The 18,257-nt window shown below is 61.4% G+C and carries 16 protein-coding genes; 7 read left to right on the top strand and 9 right to left on the bottom strand.

All coding sequences use genetic code 11. The features are described from left to right. Nucleotides 1-29 precede the first annotated feature (29 nt). The 4 genes from AC0L2Y_RS21275 to AC0L2Y_RS21260 are packed head-to-tail and all read right to left on the bottom strand — an operon-like array spanning nucleotide 30 to nucleotide 4,868. Nucleotides 30-1,484 (bottom strand): aldehyde dehydrogenase family protein, encoded by a 1,455-nt coding sequence (locus tag AC0L2Y_RS21275; protein ID WP_473559230.1) that lies wholly within the window; start codon nucleotides 1,482-1,484, stop codon nucleotides 30-32. After that, nucleotides 1,481-2,755 carry an NAD(P)/FAD-dependent oxidoreductase gene (locus AC0L2Y_RS21270; RefSeq protein ID WP_473559229.1) on the bottom strand — a complete coding sequence of 425 codons (1,275 nt, stop codon included), beginning with the start codon at nucleotides 2,753-2,755 and terminating at the stop codon, nucleotides 1,481-1,483. Before AC0L2Y_RS21270 ends, AC0L2Y_RS21275 begins: the two co-directional genes overlap by 4 nt. A gap of 56 nt (nucleotides 2,756-2,811) precedes the next feature. Further along, entirely contained in the window at nucleotides 2,812-3,990 is a 1,179-nt protein-coding gene (locus AC0L2Y_RS21265) for an alanine racemase (RefSeq protein ID WP_473559227.1), read from the bottom strand. Between the two features lie 11 nt (nucleotides 3,991-4,001). Beyond that, nucleotides 4,002-4,868 carry a GNAT family N-acetyltransferase gene (locus AC0L2Y_RS21260; RefSeq protein WP_473559226.1) on the bottom strand — a complete coding sequence of 289 codons (867 nt, stop codon included), beginning with the start codon at nucleotides 4,866-4,868 and terminating at the stop codon, nucleotides 4,002-4,004. Between the two features lie 299 nt (nucleotides 4,869-5,167). On the opposite strand from AC0L2Y_RS21260, the gene AC0L2Y_RS21255 reads away from it, so the two are divergent. After that, nucleotides 5,168-6,106, top strand: coding sequence for an ornithine cyclodeaminase family protein (locus tag AC0L2Y_RS21255; protein WP_473559225.1), 939 nt, complete (start codon nucleotides 5,168-5,170; stop codon nucleotides 6,104-6,106). Nucleotides 6,107-6,267: 161 nt separating this feature from the next. On the opposite strand, the gene AC0L2Y_RS21250 is transcribed toward AC0L2Y_RS21255, so the two are convergent. The 5 genes from AC0L2Y_RS21250 to AC0L2Y_RS21230 all read right to left on the bottom strand — a co-directional run bounded on the left by AC0L2Y_RS21250 (nucleotide 6,268) and on the right by AC0L2Y_RS21230 (nucleotide 12,932). After that, nucleotides 6,268-7,599: an NAD(P)/FAD-dependent oxidoreductase gene (locus tag AC0L2Y_RS21250; protein ID WP_473559223.1), complete on the bottom strand. Its 1,332-nt coding sequence runs from the start codon at nucleotides 7,597-7,599 to the stop codon at nucleotides 6,268-6,270. Nucleotides 7,600-7,631: 32 nt separating this feature from the next. Further along, a complete protein-coding gene (locus tag AC0L2Y_RS21245) occupies nucleotides 7,632-8,510 on the bottom strand; it encodes an ABC transporter permease (protein WP_473559222.1) in 879 nt (292 codons plus the stop codon). A gap of 32 nt (nucleotides 8,511-8,542) precedes the next feature. Continuing rightward, nucleotides 8,543-9,493, bottom strand: a complete 951-nt coding sequence (locus AC0L2Y_RS21240; protein WP_473559220.1) for an ABC transporter permease — start codon at nucleotides 9,491-9,493, stop codon at nucleotides 8,543-8,545. Between the two features lie 80 nt (nucleotides 9,494-9,573). After that, the gene (locus tag AC0L2Y_RS21235; protein WP_473559218.1) at nucleotides 9,574-11,244 is read right to left on the bottom strand and encodes a peptide ABC transporter substrate-binding protein; all 1,671 of its coding nucleotides are present in this window, start codon (nucleotides 11,242-11,244) and stop codon (nucleotides 9,574-9,576) included. Between the two features lie 23 nt (nucleotides 11,245-11,267). Continuing rightward, nucleotides 11,268-12,932 carry an ABC transporter ATP-binding protein gene (locus AC0L2Y_RS21230; RefSeq protein WP_473559216.1) on the bottom strand — a complete coding sequence of 555 codons (1,665 nt, stop codon included), beginning with the start codon at nucleotides 12,930-12,932 and terminating at the stop codon, nucleotides 11,268-11,270. 777 nt (nucleotides 12,933-13,709) lie between these two features. On the opposite strand from AC0L2Y_RS21230, the gene AC0L2Y_RS21225 reads away from it, so the two are divergent. The 6 genes from AC0L2Y_RS21225 (at nucleotide 13,710) to AC0L2Y_RS21200 (ending at nucleotide 18,169) form a co-directional block, all read left to right on the top strand. After that, nucleotides 13,710-15,035 (top strand): NAD(P)/FAD-dependent oxidoreductase, encoded by a 1,326-nt coding sequence (locus AC0L2Y_RS21225; protein ID WP_473559215.1) that lies wholly within the window; start codon nucleotides 13,710-13,712, stop codon nucleotides 15,033-15,035. An 86-nt stretch (nucleotides 15,036-15,121) separates the two neighbouring features. Beyond that, nucleotides 15,122-16,195, top strand: a complete 1,074-nt coding sequence (locus AC0L2Y_RS21220) for a tartrate dehydrogenase (protein ID WP_473559214.1) — start codon at nucleotides 15,122-15,124, stop codon at nucleotides 16,193-16,195. A gap of 9 nt (nucleotides 16,196-16,204) precedes the next feature. Then, a complete protein-coding gene (locus AC0L2Y_RS21215; RefSeq protein ID WP_352492386.1) occupies nucleotides 16,205-16,681 on the top strand; it encodes an Lrp/AsnC family transcriptional regulator in 477 nt (158 codons plus the stop codon). A 310-nt stretch (nucleotides 16,682-16,991) separates the two neighbouring features. Beyond that, nucleotides 16,992-17,312 (top strand): nucleotidyltransferase domain-containing protein, encoded by a 321-nt coding sequence (locus AC0L2Y_RS21210; RefSeq protein WP_473559212.1) that lies wholly within the window; start codon nucleotides 16,992-16,994, stop codon nucleotides 17,310-17,312. Next, nucleotides 17,299-17,838, top strand: a complete 540-nt coding sequence (locus tag AC0L2Y_RS21205; protein WP_473559210.1) for a ribonuclease toxin HepT-like protein — start codon at nucleotides 17,299-17,301, stop codon at nucleotides 17,836-17,838. The genes AC0L2Y_RS21210 and AC0L2Y_RS21205 overlap by 14 nt, the downstream gene beginning before the upstream one ends. After that, entirely contained in the window at nucleotides 17,792-18,169 is a 378-nt protein-coding gene (locus tag AC0L2Y_RS21200) for an HVO_A0114 family putative DNA-binding protein (protein WP_473559209.1), read from the top strand. The genes AC0L2Y_RS21205 and AC0L2Y_RS21200 overlap by 47 nt, the downstream gene beginning before the upstream one ends. Nucleotides 18,170-18,257 lie beyond the last annotated feature (88 nt).

Raw genomic sequence — 18,257 nt, 5'->3', positions numbered from 1 at the left:
GCGCCCCCTGCGCTGGGCGAAGATGTGGCCTAGAAATAGCCGAGGATAGATTTTACCTCGAGATACTCCAACATACCCTCGATCCCATATTCGCGTCCGTTTCCGGACTGCTTGAATCCGCCAAACGGCGCGTGCGGATCCCAGGCCGGGTAGTTGAGATGCACCTGACCGGAGCGGATCCGCGAGGCCACGTCCCTGACGGCGTCCATATCCTCGCCCTGCACATGGGCCCCCAGACCGTAGACCGTGTCGTTGGCGATGGTAACGGCCTCCTCGATTGTGTCGTAGGGGATGATGCAGAGAACTGGCCCGAAGACCTCTTCCTGGGCAATACGCATGCTCGTGCGCACGTCGGAAAAGATGGTCGGCTTCACATAGAACCCGACGTTCAGATCGTGCGCACGACCCGGTCCGCCGGTGAGTAGCCTGGCGCCCTCGGAAATGCCGACGCCGATCATGGTTTGGATGCGGTCGAATTGGGCACGGTTTGCGATTGCACCATGAGTTGTGGCTTCGCAAAGTGGATCACCAATGACGATCTGGGCTGCTGCCCTTTTGGCGATTGCCTCGATCTCGGAGAGCAGCGCGCGCGGCACGATCATGCGCGTCGGGGCGCTGCATGACTGGCCGAGATTGCGGAAGGCGGCGGCTACGCCCAGAGAAACGGCGCGATCGAGATCTGCGTCCGGCAGGATCACGTTCGGCGACTTGCCGCCGAGCTCCTGCGCGACACGCTTGACCGTGGTCGCTGCCGCCTGGGCCACCGCAATGCCCGCGCGGGTGGACCCGGTAATGGAGATCATGTCGACATCCGGATGGGAGGCGAGCCCCATACCCACGCCTGGACCATCACCTTGCAGGAGGTTGAAAACCCCGGCAGGGAAGCCGGCTTCCTCGAGCGCCTCGGCGAATAGCAGGGCGTCCAAGGGAGAAAGCTCACTCGGCTTCAGCACGATCGTGCAGCCTGCAGCGAGCGCCGGCGAAACCTTGGCGGTGATCTGGTAAAGTGGCCAGTTCCACGGAGTGATCAAGGCGCAGACACCGATCGGTTCGTGGGTGACGGCGGTTTGCCCCCGTTGCTTGACGAAGCGAAAGTCTGTCAGCACATCGCGAGCGACCTTAACATGCGTGATCGCCAGCGGCACCTGGGCGCTGCGCGCATAGCCGATCGCCGCGCCGATTTCGAGGCTCAGGCATTGAGCCAGCAGTTCGCCGCGCGCCTCGAGCAGCGCTTGCAGGCGATCGAGCAGACCCACGCGGTCTTCTGGCGTGGTCCGACTCCAGGTGGCGAATGCCCTGCGAGCCGCTGCAACGGCCGCGTCCACGTCCTCGCCATTTCCAAGCGGAAATTGGCTCACAACCTCTTCTGTGGCTGGGTTGACGACGACGCCCGTCGCGGTGCCGCTCGGCTCAACCCATAGACCGTCGATGAAGAACTTGTCCAGGTGGCCGCTGCGGGCCAGGTGTTCGAGGGGCGTTATCACCCTACAAGGTCCTTCATGCGGTAATAGGCGCCGAGAACCGGCAGGAACCAGGGGCGCCCGAAATAGCCGGGGATCGCTGGCCAGTCGAAATCCTTCCAGGGATTGAGCTCAGGGTGCCCGTCCATGACTTCGGCCATGATGGTGCCCATCAACGTCGACATCTGGGTCCCGTGTCCGCTATAGCCCATCGAGTAATAGATGCCATCGCGCTCTCCGGCGCGCGGCAGGCGATCGCGGGTCATATCGACCATGCCGCCCCAGCAGTAGTCGATGTGGGTGCCGGCCAGTTCCGGAAAGACCTCGACCATCGCCGCCTTGAGTATCCGGCCGCTTTTTTCGTCGGATTGAGGATTGGACACGGCAAAGCGCGCCCTCCCGCCGAACAGAAGGCGATTGTCCGGCGTGAGCCGCCAGTAGACAACGAGGTTGCGCGTGTCGACGACGTTGCGACGGGTCGGCATGAGACGCTCGATCTGCGCAGGCGACAGCGGTTGCGTCACGATGAGGAAGGCACCGACCGGCACGATGCGGCGGCGGATCCATCTCAGCGGACCGACCTGGGAAATGCCGCTCGCCAACAGGACCTGCCGAGCGAGGATCTTGCCCTTTGGCGTCGTTACCTCATGCCCGCCTGAAACCTTGCGCATCGCCATGACAGGCGAGCGTTCATGGACCGCTGCGCCACGCCGGGCAGCGGCGGTCGCGAGGCCCCGGACGAACCGGCCGACATGCATGCCCGCGCTCTTGGGAAACAGCAACCCGCCATAGTAACGGTCGGTCCCGACTTCCGCCCGCAGGTCGCAGCGCGCGATCATCCTGGTTTCGGGATCGACATTGGCCGCCAGCAGTTCCTGGCTGCGCGCCAGCATATCGTAGTGCTCGGGCTTGGCGGCAAGCTTGAGCTTGCCGACGCGGGAGAAGCTGCAGTCGATCTTCTCTTCCTGCACCAACCGCTCGACCGTATCGACGCCGGCGTCGAAAGCCTTGTAGAGCGCATTTGCGGCCACCTTGCCGTGCTTGCCAGCCATGATTGCATAGTTCTGGGCAAAGCCGTTGTTGCACATCCCGCCATTGCGGCCGGACGCGGCGCTGCCGATCGTTTCGGCCTCCAGCAGGGCAACCCGGGCGCCCTTTTTGGCAAGAGCCAGCGCGGCGGAGGAGCCGGTCAAGCCGCCGCCCACAATCGCCACGTCGTAGTGGCCTTCGAGCGGTTTGGACGACCCTTCATTGAACGGCTGAGACGTATCCAGCCAATAAGAGGTAAACTTCATCTTCTTGACCACCAGTGTTGATTTGAGTGGGGCGACATTCGAGCGTAGTTGCGCGTCTACCAGCCGCGCATCCGCTCCCAACGCGCTTCAATCTTGGGGCTGTCGCCGTTGACGACGCTGTAGAAATCATGCTGGGCGGCCATCGCACAGGCATGGTTGGGCAAAATGCGTACCCGAGTCCCGAGCGGCAACTCGGGCATGGACTTTCCAGAACCGTCACGAATGGCGAGGATACCGTGCTCCTGGCTGGCCTGGGCCACGATCACATCTTCAAGCACCCGCCCCTTTTCGTCGCAGACCACGCCGTAGCCCTGGTCGATCTGCTGGTTTGCGGTTCCCCGGTCGCGCGAAAGCGCCATCCACCCTGCGTCGACCAGCACCCATCCCTTTTCCGGCTTGGACCCGATCACCGTGGCCAACACGGAAATCGCGATGTCGCCCAGTTCGCACACCCCGACCCCGTGCTGGACGAGGTCGAAGAACATGTAGACTCCAGCGCGCAGCTCTGTGACCCCATCAAGATTACTGGCGAAATGCGCAGTCGGCGTCGAACCGAGGCTGATGATCGGGCAGGCATGGCCGTGGGCGCGCAAAGTTTCGGCCGCGCGCAAGCTGGCCGAACGCTCGTTCGCGGCTGCTTTGACCAGCGCATCGGGCGTGCTCAAGCCATAGGACTCGCCCGCATGGGCGAGGACGCCGAAGAGATTAGCGCCCTTCTCGACGACCCTGTTGGCCACCTCGAGCAGCTTGGGATCGTCCGGTCTCAATCCACCGCGATGGTCATCACAGTCCAGTTCGATGAAAATAGATGGTGTCATACCGGTGGCTTCGCGGACGTCGGCCAGGCCGTCGGCCTGGCCGACGGAATCGAGCAACAGTTTCAAATCAGCGCCGGTGCGGCGACAAAGCTCCATGGCGCGCCTAGCCGAAGCCGGTGAGATACCAACCGCATAGGTTATGTCTCGAAAGCCATGGCCCGCAAAATACTCCGCCTCGGCGATGGTCGAGACCGTGATCGGACCGGGTTCGCGGTGGAACGCGCATCGGGCGACGTCGATGCTTTTGGCCGTCTTCATATGCGGGCGCAGCACCACGCCAAGCTTCCTGGCGCGCTCGGCCAGACCCTGGATGTTGTGCTCGAGCCGGCCACGGTCGAGAAGCAGCGCCGGAGTGACCAAGGCGTCGATCGTCCGAGCCGGCTCGCTCACCGCCACGTTTGCTGCCCTCGTGTTCATAAGTTCGTTTCCTAAGTGAACGACTGGTTTGCCAACGCATACATATGGGCGGGCCGCTCGGAGACGGGCCGTTGCCCTTTGACCATGGCGGTCGCACTGCCGGACCGCTGCAGGCCAAGGCTCTCAAGCCAGTCGCCCAATCCATCCTCGGCATAGACGTCGATGCGAACGAATTGATTGTGAAGCTTCGAAAGCTGGGCCAGGATCAGAAGCCGCGCGTCTTGCTCGCTCTCGGCTGCACAAGGGCCGACGACATAGCCGCGGCCAAACCTCCTCGCGATAGCGTAGCCTGCAATCCCTCCCCTGCGCTCAATGACCAATGCGTTGCCGACATCGGCGAGCGCAGCCACCATCGCCAGCCGGGGCATGCCCGTGGCCCGTTCGTCGAAGGCCTGGATCGCCTCGAGGTCAAAAACTGTCGCTTGACGGATGTCGTCGCAAGCACTGCGCGTCACGGCGACGTTCAGCGAGCCCTGGTGCTGATGCACCCTGCCCCAGGCAGTGAAGCCGCGTCGCTTGTAAAGCGCCAGCCCCTCTTCGGTTGAGTTGAGCAGCACGTTGCGACCGTGTGCCGCCTCAAGCAATCCATCAAAGAGCCGGGCGCCGTTGCCACCGCCTTGCGCGGAGCCAGTAACTATAATCATCCCGACCGAGGCATAGGACTGTCCGTAGTTCCAGGACATGGCCGTGCCAATCACCTGTCCTGCCCGCTCGAGCACCAGGCCGTTGCCGACCATCAGGGCAAATTCCCAATCCTCCTGGCGGTAGGGCCAGGCCATCTCCTGCGACAGCTTCAGTGCGCCCGGCAAATGGCGGGTTTGGAATTTCATCAGCTCGGTTGGGGCGCTGACGATATCTCTGTCATGCTCAAAGGCCATAAGGTGCAACGCTGTCACTTGATCCAGAGTCGGATTGAAGTCGGATCTTAGAGTCGCGCCCGGCGGACAGATTTCGCTGCTGTTTTGCCCCTTCAAATCAGCGGGATAATTCGTTTTGAGCAGTTCCTCGGCATGCCAAATCGCGCAAATCGGGCCAGGAATACCTGGCCGTTGGATCGCGGCTTCGTGGTTGCCCGTGATCGACGTTACGTCCGCACCAGTCCCAATGGATGTGATCTCAGCCTCTGCAATGGCATAGCCGCAGCACGATAAAGCGTTTGATGCTCAGAAGGAATTTGATGATCTACATCAGCGAAGAGGAGTCAGCCGCCCTCGTCACGCATGAACTTGCTTTCGAGGCGGCGCGCGAGGCCCTCGTGGCGGCAGCATCGCAGCAGAGCTGGGTCTTTCCGGCTGTTCTCGGACGCACACAGGACGCGACCAACACCTTCTCAATCAAATCCGGTTCGTCGGGCGACCTCACCGGGGTGAAAATCGGCTCCTTCTGGTCGGGCAACCTGGCACGTGGCCTTTCCCGCCACAACTCCACCATCGTGCTGCTCGATCAGCATACAGGTCGGCTCGGCGCCGTAATTGAGGCCGGGAAGGTCAACGCCTACAGGACGGCGGCCGCCGACGCGGTTGCGGCCGATCTTCTTGCGCGCAAGCAAGCCAAGGTTCTGGCGATCTTCGGCGCCGGCAACCAGGCGAGCTTCGAAGTGATGGCGCTGGCACGCATCCGCCCAATCGAAACCGTGCTGGTCGTGGCCCGGCCTTCGCAGCGGCGCGACGCTTTTGTCGATCAGATCGGCGAAAGGGGACTGAAGGCGCGCACTGCCTTGCCGGAAGAAGCCGTGCGCGCGGCCGACATCGTGGTGACGGCGACACCCTCGCGCGAACCGCTGTTCGATGCCGCTTGGGTGGGACCCGGAACTCATATCGTCAGCATGGGGTCGGATGCTCCGGGTAAGCGCGAATTGCCGAGCGAATTATTTCTCAAGGCACGTCTGTTTTGTGATCTGCTTTCCCAGTCCGTCCAGATCGGCGAGTTCCAACACGTGCGCGACGAGATCGACGCAGGCGTGCTTGCGGTAACACCAATCGGCGACGTCATCGAAAGGCGTGCGCCCGGACGCCGCTTCGACAATGAGATCACGGTCTTCGACAGTTCCGGTATCTCCCTGCAGGACCTCTATATGGCCGATGCGCTGATCCGCGCAAAGGTGTCCCACCGCTGATCGGCTTCGCACCGACAGGCTCCCTGCCCCGACGGATTTTTCGACACTTCTGGAGTGCTCTCTGGCAACAAGGTGACCTCGCGCGATTCTATCGTCATGTCAGCGGCGGGCAGGCCAAAGGGTTGCCCGCATGAACCACGGATCGCCGCCGATGTCGGCGACTAGCGGCTGGCGCGCCAGAACGCGAGACGGTCCTGCAACCGATAGCCCTGGATAATCGCCGGCATGAACCACGGATTGCCACGATAGAGCGGGACTGCCGAAGGCGGTCGAAAGTCGAACGCCGTGCGCGACTGCTCGCCATGCCCCATCAGTTTGTGAGCCGCACGCATGCCAATCCATGGCGCCCAGACCACGCCCGAACCGCAGAAGCCGGAGGCATAGACCACACCGTCCTTCTCGAAGATGCGGGGCAGCATGTCTCGGTTCATCGCCACATTGCCGAACCAGCAATGCGACAGGCGCACGTTCTCCAACTCCGGGAAAAGGTTCACCAGTCCCTTGCGTAGGAGAAGTTTCGGCGCTGCGGGATCGCCGACGCGAGAACTGTCACGCCCCCCCAGCAGGATACGTTTCCCGTCGGGCGAGGGACGATAATAGAAACCGAGTTGCCGGTTCTCGGTGATCGTCATCAGCTTCGGCATCAGCCGCGCCATGACATCGGGCGCAAGTTCCTCGGTGACGATGATCCGGCTGCGGACCGGAACCAGGCGGCGGCGCAGGAAGGGAGCGGCGCCGTCGGTATAGCCGTTGGTACAGACCAGAACCTGCCGTGCATCCACCGTCCCTGCCGAAGTGGCGACGCGGAACCCCGAACCGTTGCTCTCGATCGACTTGACCACCGTATGCGAATGGACCGTCACCCCGGATGCGAGCGCCACCCGCAGGAGCTCGGCGTGGAATTTTGCGGGGTGCAGCCCGCCAATGTCCATCCGAACGGTCCCGCCGCGGTAGAAGTCGGTGCCGATATAATTTCGCTGCTCGGCACGTGGAACCGCGTAGGACTCGATCCCCAGTTTCTTCGCCAGCCTCTCGGCGCCGCGCGCCATCTTCTCATACTGTTCATATCCGAAAGCGCCCTTGAACTGGCCAACCAGTCGGAAGTCGCAGTCGAGCCCTTCGGTCTTGATGAAGCCGTAGAGGAATTCGCGTGCGACCTTGCCCTCGGCCTCGATCGCCATGGCCTTCTCTTCGCCGAAGCGCCGGGTGATCGTGGCATAGTCTGGTCGGATGCTTCCGCTCGTGATCCCGCCGTTGCGGGTGGAAGCACCCTCGCCCGGATTCATCGCATCAAAAGCGGCGACCGAGCGTCCCTCGCGCGCCAGCGCAAGCCCGGCCGAAAGCCCGGCATAACCGGCGCCGACAATTGCCACGTCAAGCTTCTTTGCGACTGGCTGTCGCGGCAGCGGCATGACGGGCGCTGCTTCCCACCAGTAGGGTGTGTTCTTGTCGGCGATATGAGGCTCTTGCACGTGGCTGACTTCTCGCTGCATTGCAGGGGTAAAGATCTGCGGTCGGTGAAACTTCAGATGTGGTCGTCTCGGACGTCGAGCGCATCACGCAGCCCGTCACCGATGAAATTGAAACTGGTTACCGCAATGGTGATTGCAGCTCCGGGAATGATTGCCAGCCAAGGTGCGCTGCCTAGATATTGTTGGGCGCCATTGAGCATGTTGCCCCAACTGGGCAGTGGCGGCTGGATCCCGTAGCCGAGAAAGCTGATGTAGGCCTCCATGAGAATGGCGCGCGCGACCGTCAAGGTGGAAGCGACGATAATCGGCCCCATGGCGTTGGGCAGTATCTCGCGGAACATGATGTGGGTGCCGCTCAACCCCAGCATTCGGCCGGCGAGGACGAACTCGCGTTCGCGTAACGAGCGGACCTCCGCTTCCACGATACGAGCAACCTCCATCCAACTGGTGAGGGCGATAATGACGGTGATCATCACAGGACTGGGCTTCAGTGCGGCAGCCAGCGCCAGCAGCAGAAAGATCGATGGGAATGACAGGAATCCATCGACCGTGCGCATCAGCGTGGCCCCGATCCAGCCGCCGCGATAGCCGGCAATTACGCCGACCAGGGTGCCGATAAGCGTCGACAAAACCATGGCAAAGAAACCGACCAGCAGCGAGATTCGTCCCGCCATCAAAAGCCTTGCCGCCACGTCGCGGCCAAGCGGATCGGTACCTAGAAAGTGGTAGCCCGTCAGCGGGGGGGCAAAGCGGGCCCGCAGATCGATATACAGTGAGCTATAAGGCAGGAGATGGGGGCCGAGGACGCAAGCAAGGCTCAGGAAGATGATCATCGCCAACCCAAGCAGCGCCAAGCGATGGCGCATGAAACGACGTGCCGCGCGGTTGTTTCTCCAGCGGCTTGGAGCTGCATTTGCGGTGAGAGCGGTCATATCGGCTGTCTCCTGTCGGGGAAGTTGCGCGCTCAAGCCAGACGAATGCGCGGATCGACAATAGCGACGACAATATCGGCGATCAGGTTTCCAAGCAGAACGAGGATGGCGGAGAACATCAGCAGCCCCATCACCACCGGATGGTCGCTGTAACCAAGGCTATCGAGGAACAACCGTCCCATTCCTGGCCAGGTAAAGACGGTTTCGGTCACGAGCGCGCCAGTGAGGACGCTGGGAAGCTGCATCCCGGCCAAGGTAATCATCGGCAAAAGTGCGTTGCCGACGACATGCTTCATCAGAATCCGGCGCTCACTCAACCCCTTGGCCCGAGCCGTCTTGACGAAGTCCTGGCTAATGGCGTCGAGAGTGGCCGTCCGCATGTAGCGGCTCCAGATCGCGACATGGACCAACGACAGCACGATACTTGGCAGGATCAGATGGTGGAGGTAGCCCAGGATTGAGGCGTCGCCGATCTCGGACATATTACCCGCGGGCAGCCAACCCAACTTCAGGGAAAAGACGTAGATGCCGACAAGCCCGAACCAGAAGGTGGGGACCGACAACGCGACCATGGCCCCGACAGTTGCAAGATAATCGAACAGCGAGTAGCGGCGCGTGGCGCCGCGGATTCCAATCCAGGCGCCAATGGAGATCGCAATCGCGGTTGAGGACCCCATCAGCAGCAGCGTGGCAAAGAGATGGCTGCCGATGACCTCCAATACCGGCGCTCCGTCGCGGAAGGAGTGACCCCAGTCGCCCCGCACCAGCCGCCATGCCCAGTCCAGATATTGGATCCATATAGGCCGATCGAGGCCCAGCAGCCCCTTGAGACGCTCGATATCCTGCTGGGTCATTCCGGGATCGAGCCCGAATTGCGCCAGCGGGCCACCGGGAAGGAGGTTCAGAATGCCGAAGCCGATGATCGAAACGATCACAAGCAGCACCAGGCTCTGCGAGAGGCGATTGAGCAGGAAGCCGCGCATTCGAGTCCCTCCATTGTGGGTTGATGATTTTAGTCTGTTGCCGCCGCCGCGGCGGAACCGGGCGGCGGCAACTGCGTGGATCAGGCCTTCCACTGCCAGGCTGCGGCATCCCACGACGCTGTGCGGGTGTTGGCGTTGGGCTCGAAACCGTCCAGCCCTTTCTTGCGCCCGAGGACGATTGTATACGCGAACAGCGGCAGGAAGGGCAGATCATGGCGCACCACTTCCTGCACCCGGTTATAGATCCCGCGCCGTTCTTCCGGATCGAAGCTGCGAGCGCCTTTTTCGAGCAGGGCATCGACCTCAGGGTTGGAATATTGCCCGGTGTTCGAACCGTGTCCGCCTTGAGCGGCGATTGCCTTCGTATGGAGCCGGTTTGTGGCGTCGGGGTCCGCGGCAATCAGATAGGTGACGCCCACCATGGCGGTGTCGAATTGCGACTTCAGCCAGAACTCGCCCCACATGACTGCAGCCGGTAAATTCGAGATCGTCATCTCGACGCCGATCTCGGCAAACGTCTGCTGCAGGAACTGCTGCGTCTGCTCGCGGAGATTGTTGCCAGAAGTCGTCGAGTTGGAGAAGGACAGTCGCACCCCATCCTTGGCGCGGATTCCATCCGGCCCCGGCGCCCAGCCGGCCTCATCAAGGATTTGGCGTGCCCGGTCCAGATTGAACTCCTGAACCGGCAGGTTCGGGTCGTAGTAGTAGGACTCCTTCGGCATGAAGGTCTCGGTGAGAGTGCCAACGCCGTAGTAGATCGTGTCGACGATCGCCTTCCTGTCCAACGCGGCGTAGAGCGCCTGGCGCACTGCCAGATCCTTGAACTGCGGGCGGCCCAAATTGAGGTAGATCGACTCCAGGGATGCCCCTGTCTCCAGTGTCACCACGCGGTCTGGTAGTTCGCGGGCTTCAGTGTAATGGTCGGCGGTGATGAACGACTGATCGACCAGGTCCACGTCGCCGCTCTTGAACTGCGTGTAGAGCACCGTCATGTCGGGGATGTATTTGAAGATGAGCTGCTCAACATAGGGACCTTCGCCGGCGTACTCAGGATTGGCGACGAGCTCGATATGATCGCCCGCGACGCGCTGGCCCCATTTGAATGCGCCGGTGCCGACCGGCGCCTGGTTGAACGCGGCGGTATTAGGATCGGCCTCTTTCCCCAGAATGTGCTTGGGCACGATGAAGGTTTCGGCCAAGAACGAAAGATAGGGTGCAAAAGCCTCCTTCATCCGCCATGTAATCTCGGTCGGCGAAACCACTGTGATGTCCTGCACAAGCGAATGGCCGCTCGTGCGCCAAGCGCGAAACTTCGGGTTCGTGATGAGCTCAAGGGTGAATTTCACGTCCTCGGCCGTGAAGGGCTCACCGTCGTGCCAGCGGGCATTGTCGCGCAACCGGATGCGCCAGTTGAGACCGTCCTCCGAAATGCCGCCGTTCTTCTGGCTTGGCACCTCGGCTGCGAGGTTTGGATGTAAGCCACCTTGGGGATCCATCCGGACCAGTGCGTCGAAAACCGAGAAATGGACCGCGTCATCGACTTCGATATGCGCCATCAACGGATTGAATACGGTCGGCTCTTGCGAAAGACCGACGACGACGCGACCGGCCGGGCCTGCAGGAGGGGTCTTGGCGAAGGCGGGCTTGCCCAGCAGATTGGGCGCGATGAGGCCTGCAGCCCCACCTAGCGCCATCAGTCGCAGCGCTTCGCGCCTCGAGTAGTTGGACGTAGTCGATGAATTTTTGGTCATGGTAGTTCCTCTCTTGTTATTTCTTATGCGTTTGCTGCTACTGGACGGGCATTGCCCGGCCGCTCTCCTGGAATTGCCGCTACCAGTTGGCGTGTGTAGGCTGCTTGCGGGTTCAGGAATATTTGCGAGGGCGGCCCGCGCTCGACGATCCGGCCCTTCTGCATCACAGCGATTTCGTCGCAGATCTGGCTGGCAACGCGCAGGTCGTGCGTGATGAAGACCATCGACACGCCCGTCTCGCGCTGGATCTGGTCCAGAAGCTGCAGGATCTGTGCCTGGATCGACACGTCGAGTGCGGAGACCGCCTCGTCGGCGATCAACAGCTTCGGCTTGAACATCAGCGCACGGGCGATGCCGATGCGCTGGCGTTGCCCACCCGAGAACTCGTGCGGGTAGCGGCCAAAAGCGCCGGCATCGAGACCGACATGGGCCAGAAGCGCACGCGCTTCATCGCGCGCTTGGGCATAAGGCGTCCCGTGCGCCACCGGACCTACCGTCATGATGTGGCCGACCGTCGAGCGTGGGTTCAGAGAAGCGAAGGGATCCTGGAAGATCATCTGGATCCGCGGTCGAAGCGGGCGGAACTTCGCTTCGGAAAGCTTGGCTATGTCACAGCCCTCGAACAAGATCCCGCCGCCGTCACTGTCCAGCAGTTTGATCAGCAGCCGGCCCAGCGAGGATTTCCCCGAACCGCTCTCGCCGACGACCCCCAGCGTGCGGCCGGGCGCCAGTTCGAACGAAACCTCGTTGACCGCCGTCACAGTCCGCTGCGCGCCGAACAGCGCGCTGCCGCCGCGATAGGTCTTCACCAGACCCTCAACCTTGAGGATGGGCTCCTTGCTGGCAGCCTCCGGGCGAGAGCGATCTTCGCCGGTCAAATGTGGCACGGCCGCAATCAGGCGCTGGGTATAAGGGTGCTTGGGCGACTTCAGCACCTGCTCGGCGCTGCCCTGTTCGACGACATGGCCCTTTTCCATCATCACGACGCTGTCGGCGATCTCGGCCACCACGCCGAAATCGTGGGTGATGAACATCACGCTCATGCCCTTGCGCCGCTGAATGTCACGGATCAGTTGCAAGATCTGAGCCTGGGTGGTGACGTCGAGCGCGGTGGTTGGTTCATCCGCAATCAGCACCGTCGGCTCGAGCGCCAAGGCCATGGCGATCATGATGCGCTGCCGCTGCCCGCCCGAAAGCCGGAAAGGGTACTGGTGATACATGAGTTCGGGATCTGGCAGGCCTACTTCGGTGAGCAGCTCGATGGCGCGGTTTCGACAGGTTTGTGGCGTGCCGAAGCCATGCGCGGCCATGACCTCGTCAATCTGCGCGCCCACCGTCATCAGGGGATTGAGCGCCGAGAGCGGGTCCTGAAAGATCATCGACACGACCCGTCCACGCAGATCGCGCAGCTTGTCTGGCGACATGCCGATGATGTTCATCCCCTCCAGCTGGATGACACCCGATGAGACGCGGATCACCTTTGGCAGAAGCCCCATGATCGCGTTCGCCGTGACCGACTTGCCCGATCCGGACTCGCCTATGATGCAGAGGATCTGGCCGCGTTTCAGATCGAAGGAAATGTTCTTGACAGCATGGGTCCGTTCCATGCCTTGCGGCAAATTCACTGTGAGGTCGCGCACCGAAAGCGCCACATCGTGGGGGGCTACAGCCTGGATGCTTGCGACCATCGAGATCACCTCCCCTTTCAACCGAGCGCGTCCACCCTGTTGCAGACCGCATTATCGCCCTTTGAGCTGAAGCGCCTCACCGTAGCGGCCGTAGTCTGGCCTTCTCGGCGCTTCGCGCGCTGATGCTGCGAGAGACGGGTTCTGCTCATCCTGGCGGCTCCCTTGTGAAATCCGGTCCGTGTACCGGACTCTGTTCCCTTTTCTTGGAGAACTCTCCGAAGGGGCAAGCCCTGTCTATCGGATGTCCTCTGGAGCCTGCCTGCCATTAGGAGGGGTTGCTCCGTTCTTCCAGCCAGTGTGACTGTTCTGTTTCCGCAGAGTCTTCGAAACTTGGCCCTCGCGCGGCAGGAACTTCTGAAAAGAAGGTCGAGTTCGGCATTTCACTCTGTTCCCGTTTCGGCGCGGAAACCGGGATCAGGCAACCGTATCCTTCATCCGGCAGTAAGCGCCCATGAGGGATGGGACCAAGGCTTTCCGGTGTACATCGGCACCGTGTGCAGGCCCTGCCGCCGAGCGGATTGGTGACCGCGCGGCCCATCTCAATGTCGGCCAAGGCGCTGCCGATCAAGGTCGACGACTGCGCCGTGTACCGCGCATGCCGCAAATGACGCGACTACATGAAGTGTACTCCTGCTTGCTCCGCGCCGCGAGCTTTTCGCGCAATAATTGCCTGTCCTGGGGGCTGCTAAACGCAGGAAATTCCGTCCAGGCACAAACTCCGCAGCCTGCCTCTGTGGGCGGCAGGTTAGGATGCGTCAAATTACCGGAGTCCTATCCATGTCCGCGCCGCTCATGCACATCGACTGCAGCCCTTCCCTCCCTCGCCAAGCGGACGTCGTCGTCATCGGCGGCGGCGTGGTGGGCGTGTTCAGCGCATATTATCTGGCGCGACGCGGCCTCAAGGTCGCCCTCGTCGAGAAGGGGCGCATCGCCGCCGAGCAGTCCAGCCGCAACTGGGGCTGGTGCCGCCAGCAGAACCGCGATGCGCGCGAGCTGCCGATGGCGACCAAGAGTCTCGACCTATGGGAAAAGGTGGCACAGGAGACCGGCCAAGACACCGGCTTTCGCCGCTGCGGGCTCCTCTATCTCTCACAAGACGAATATGAGCTGGCAGGCTGGGCGAAGTGGCGCGATTTTGCGAAAACGGTCGGGGTCACCACGCACATGCTGAGCGCAGAAGAAGCCACCGAACGGGGCAAAGCAACGGGCCGCAAATGGAAAGGTGGCGTGTTCTCGCCAACTGACGGAACGGCGGACCCTTCCAAGGCAGTGCCGGTTGCGGCGCGCGGCATTATGGCGGCGGGCGGCACCGTACATCAGCATTGCGCGGCGCGCGGGCTGGAGTTGAGCGCCGGCCGGGTGAGCGCTGTGGTGACCGAAGCGGGCACCATCCAGACAAAGACCGTGATCATGGCCGGGGGCGCGTGGGCTTCTTCCTTCTGCAACCAGCTTGGCATGCGCTTCCCGCAAGCTGCCGTGCGTCAGTCCATTCTAGCCGTGGCGCCAGGCGCAAACGGTCTGCCGGATGCCCTGCATACCGCGCGCGTCTCTCTGACGCGGCGCAGCAACGGTGGATACGCTCTGGCGATCAGCGGGCGGGCGCGTGTCGATGCAACGCCGCAGCAGTTCAGGTTCAGCCGCGAGTTTGTACCTATGTTCGCCCGCCGCTGGCGCAATCTCGCCCCGGGCGCCTTCGAGGGCTGGCGTCAAGGCCATGAAAGCCTGCGCAAATGGACCGTCGACGACATCACGCCAATGGAACGGAACCGGATTCTCGACCCAAAGCCCGACATGGGGCAGATTCGGCTGACATATCGAAGAGCTTGCGAATTGATCCCCGAACTCCAACGCGTCGCGATCTCCGATGTCTGGGCAGGCTATATCGACAGCACGCCCGACGGCATTCCCGCAGTCGGTGAAGTGGAGGGGATTCCGGGCTTCATCCTGGCGGCGGGATTCAGTGGTCACGGCTTCGGGATTGGCCCCGGCGCCGGGCATATGATCGCCGACATCATCACAGGCAGCGAGCCAATTGTCGATCCACGTCCTTATAGGCCCGAGCGCCTGAAGACCGCTGCGTGGGGCAAGGTCGCTGAATTCTGAGAAGACCGTCTTGCCAAGGTACAATCGCTCGCACACGAGATTGAGGCCACGAGGCGGCCCCAGCACTGCAGACAGGGAAAGTGACGATGCGCGAATATGAGATTGCCGCCATTCCTGCCGACGGGATCGGCCCAGAGGTGATTGCCGCAGGTCTCCAGGCGCTTGAGGCGCTGCAGCAGCGCTGCGGCGACTTCAAGCTGCGTGTCCAGCACTTCGACTGGGGCTCAGACTATTACAAGGCCCATGGTCGGATGATGCCCGAAGATGGGGTGGCGCAACTGAAGCGCTTCGACGCCATCTTCTTTGGCGCGGTGGGCGCCCCCGATCTGCCCGACGATATCACGCTCTGGGGACTCCGCCTGCCGATTTGCCAAGGCTTTGATCAATACGCGAACGTGCGGCCGACCAGGATATTGCCCGGGATTGTTTCGCCGCTGGCGGGCGTTGGCCCTGGCGATCTGGATTGGGTGATCGTGCGGGAGAATTCCGAGGGCGAGTATTCGGGCCACGGCGGCCGCGCCCATCGCGGCCTCCCCGAGGAGGTCGGAACCGAGGTCGCGATCTTCACGCGCGTCGGAGTCACCCGCATCATGCGCTATGCATTCCGGCTGGCGCAGTCACGGCCGCGAAAGCTCCTGACAGTTGTTACGAAATCCAACGCGCAGCGTCATGGCATGGTAATGTGGGACGAAATCGCAGCCGAGGTGGCGCGGGAATTCCCCGACGTCGCGTGGGACAAGATGCTAGTCGATGCTATGACAGTGCGTATGACGTTGAAACCTCGGAGCATCGATACGATCGTCGCCACCAATCTTCATGCCGACATATTGTCGGACCTTGCAGGCGCGCTCGCGGGCAGTCTCGGCGTTGCACCGACCGCCAACATTGATCCCGAGCGGCGCTATCCCTCGATGTTCGAGCCAATTCACGGCTCGGCATTCGACATCGCCGGCAAAGGTATTGCCAACCCGGTCGCCACCTTCTGGACCGCTGCCCAGATGCTCGAACACCTGGGCGAGAGCGCAGCGGCCGTGCGGTTGATGAGCGCTGTGGAAACGGTGACGAGTGAAGGCGTGCTGACGCCGGACGTGGGAGGGACAGCGGCCACGCAGGAGGTGACGGACGCCGTCTGCCGGGCGATCCGTGGTTCGAATGTGTGACAGGTTCCAATGAAGCTCGACAAGATCGACATCAAGATCTTATCCCAACTGCAAAAGAACGGGCGGGTCACCAATGTCGAGCTTGCCGACCTGGTGAACCTTTCGCCGAGCCCTTGCCTGATGCGGGTGAAGAAGCTCCAGGCGGAAGGCTTCATCACCGGCTATTCCGCCCAGATCGATGTGTCCAAGCTCGGACAGACTCTGACGATCTTCACCGAAGTCACGCTCAAGCACCATCAACAGAACGACTTCGCGAGATTTCTCACCGCAATTCAGAAAGTCGATTCTGTCATCGAATGCCATCTGGTTTCAGGCGGCTACGACTATCTAGTGAAGTTTGTCACAGCGGGCATCAGCGAGTACCAGACGATTATGGAGCGCATGATCGAATTGGATATCGGGATCGACAAATATTTCAGCTTCGTCGTGCTGAAGTCACCAATCGTGAAATCCCATTTGCCTCTAGACATCATTTTCGACCGATAAGAACACTGCTCCGGCTCGATCCTCAAGCGGCGTGCGCTCGTGCCACGCTCCATCTTGTCGCGCGGCATTTGTCGAATGACGGCGTCACGCTTCGGGCGAGGCCGTCATTGCCACTCGTCTGAACGGCGCCTAGCCTAAAACTCCGACTGCATCTGGACACTTCCAGCGAACGCCTGTTGTCGCCTTATCCTCGTCAAATGGCTTGAATATATATCATTCGATGATATATAGGCAGGTAGCACGCACAGCTTGCGGAGTTGCGACAATCTGGCCTCGGGTCACCGTTGGACCAATGGCAACAGGCGAAAACATGAACAAGATTGACACTTTGATCCACCGAAGAGCTGACGATCGTCGGAAGACCGCGCAAGCTTGTGTATCGCGTATTCTCCGGAACGCCAAAGCCCGCGGGGTCGATATCTCTGTTATCGGATCCCTCCGGAAAAACCGTTTCCGCGTCCATTCGGACGTAGATCTGCTGGTTCACGGAAGCACTGATCCTGCGCGCCGGGCCATGGTAGAGCGCTTGGTCGCAGACCAGCTTCGGGGAACGAACATTCCTTATGACCTGATCTTTGCTTCAGACGTTTCGTCCGAACGAGTGCAGGAATTGCTCAATGACAGCGTTTAAGCATCCGGCATTCGCAAAACTGTCGCCAAAAATCGACCGCGCTGCGAAGGAACTGCAGCAAATCGAGGAATATCTGTCGGTTCATCGGAGTGAGATGTCCCTCGGCGAATGGGGAGCGGTCGCAGCTGTTTCGCTGGGAATCCACAATGTCTACAACGGCATCGAGGACATCCTGCTCAGCCTGTCCAACGACATAGACGGCCTCGTTCCCCAAGGGCCTACGATGCACCAGGACGTGCTCGATCAGATGTCGGCGGAAATTGCAGGCATCCGCCCGGCTGTGCTCGACCCCGAGCTTTATCAGTCCCTGAGTGAGTTAAAGGGATTCCGTCACCTGGTACGGCATCGATACGGTTTTGACCTGAAAACAGACAAGGTGCTCGAAAACCTCGACAGGGTAAAAGAGGCATTTCCGTCCTTCGTCCAGGCTGTTGTTTACTTGGAAAGCACTCTTACTGAGGAAAACACGCGCGACAGTGATGGCGGCGACGACGGCTCAGGAGGCGGGGCATCTGGTGGTCCGTGAACCAATGGCTCAGTCGTGTGCCCCGGAAGAGATTCTGCGGGCGTTGACCCCTGAGAATTGTCGGCTGGTGGCGCTGATCCATCGGTATCGACCGCAAAGCATCACGGAACTGTGCAGGTTGGCGGCGCGTCCGCAGCCGAACGTATCCCGCTCCCTGGCGGCCCTTGAGCGGGTGGGAATTGTCTCAATGGCGGGCTCCAGGCCGAAGAGACCCGAACTCGCCGTGCAACGAGTCACGATCGAACTCGCTGAGCTTCAGGATGGCAGATGCGAGGTCGACGATTCGTGGAAACAAATCGCCGGACCATCATCTTTGCTGCGCCATGGATAACAGAGGCAAAGTCGACGAGTGGGATGCGAAGCCGCCGCTGACGAGGTTTGGCAAGTATTGGACGTGAAGTCTCGGTGACGCCGAGCCG

It is taken from the genome of Mesorhizobium sp. WSM4830, assembly GCF_055811495.1.
This window is presented reverse-complemented; position numbering and strand designations above follow the sequence as displayed.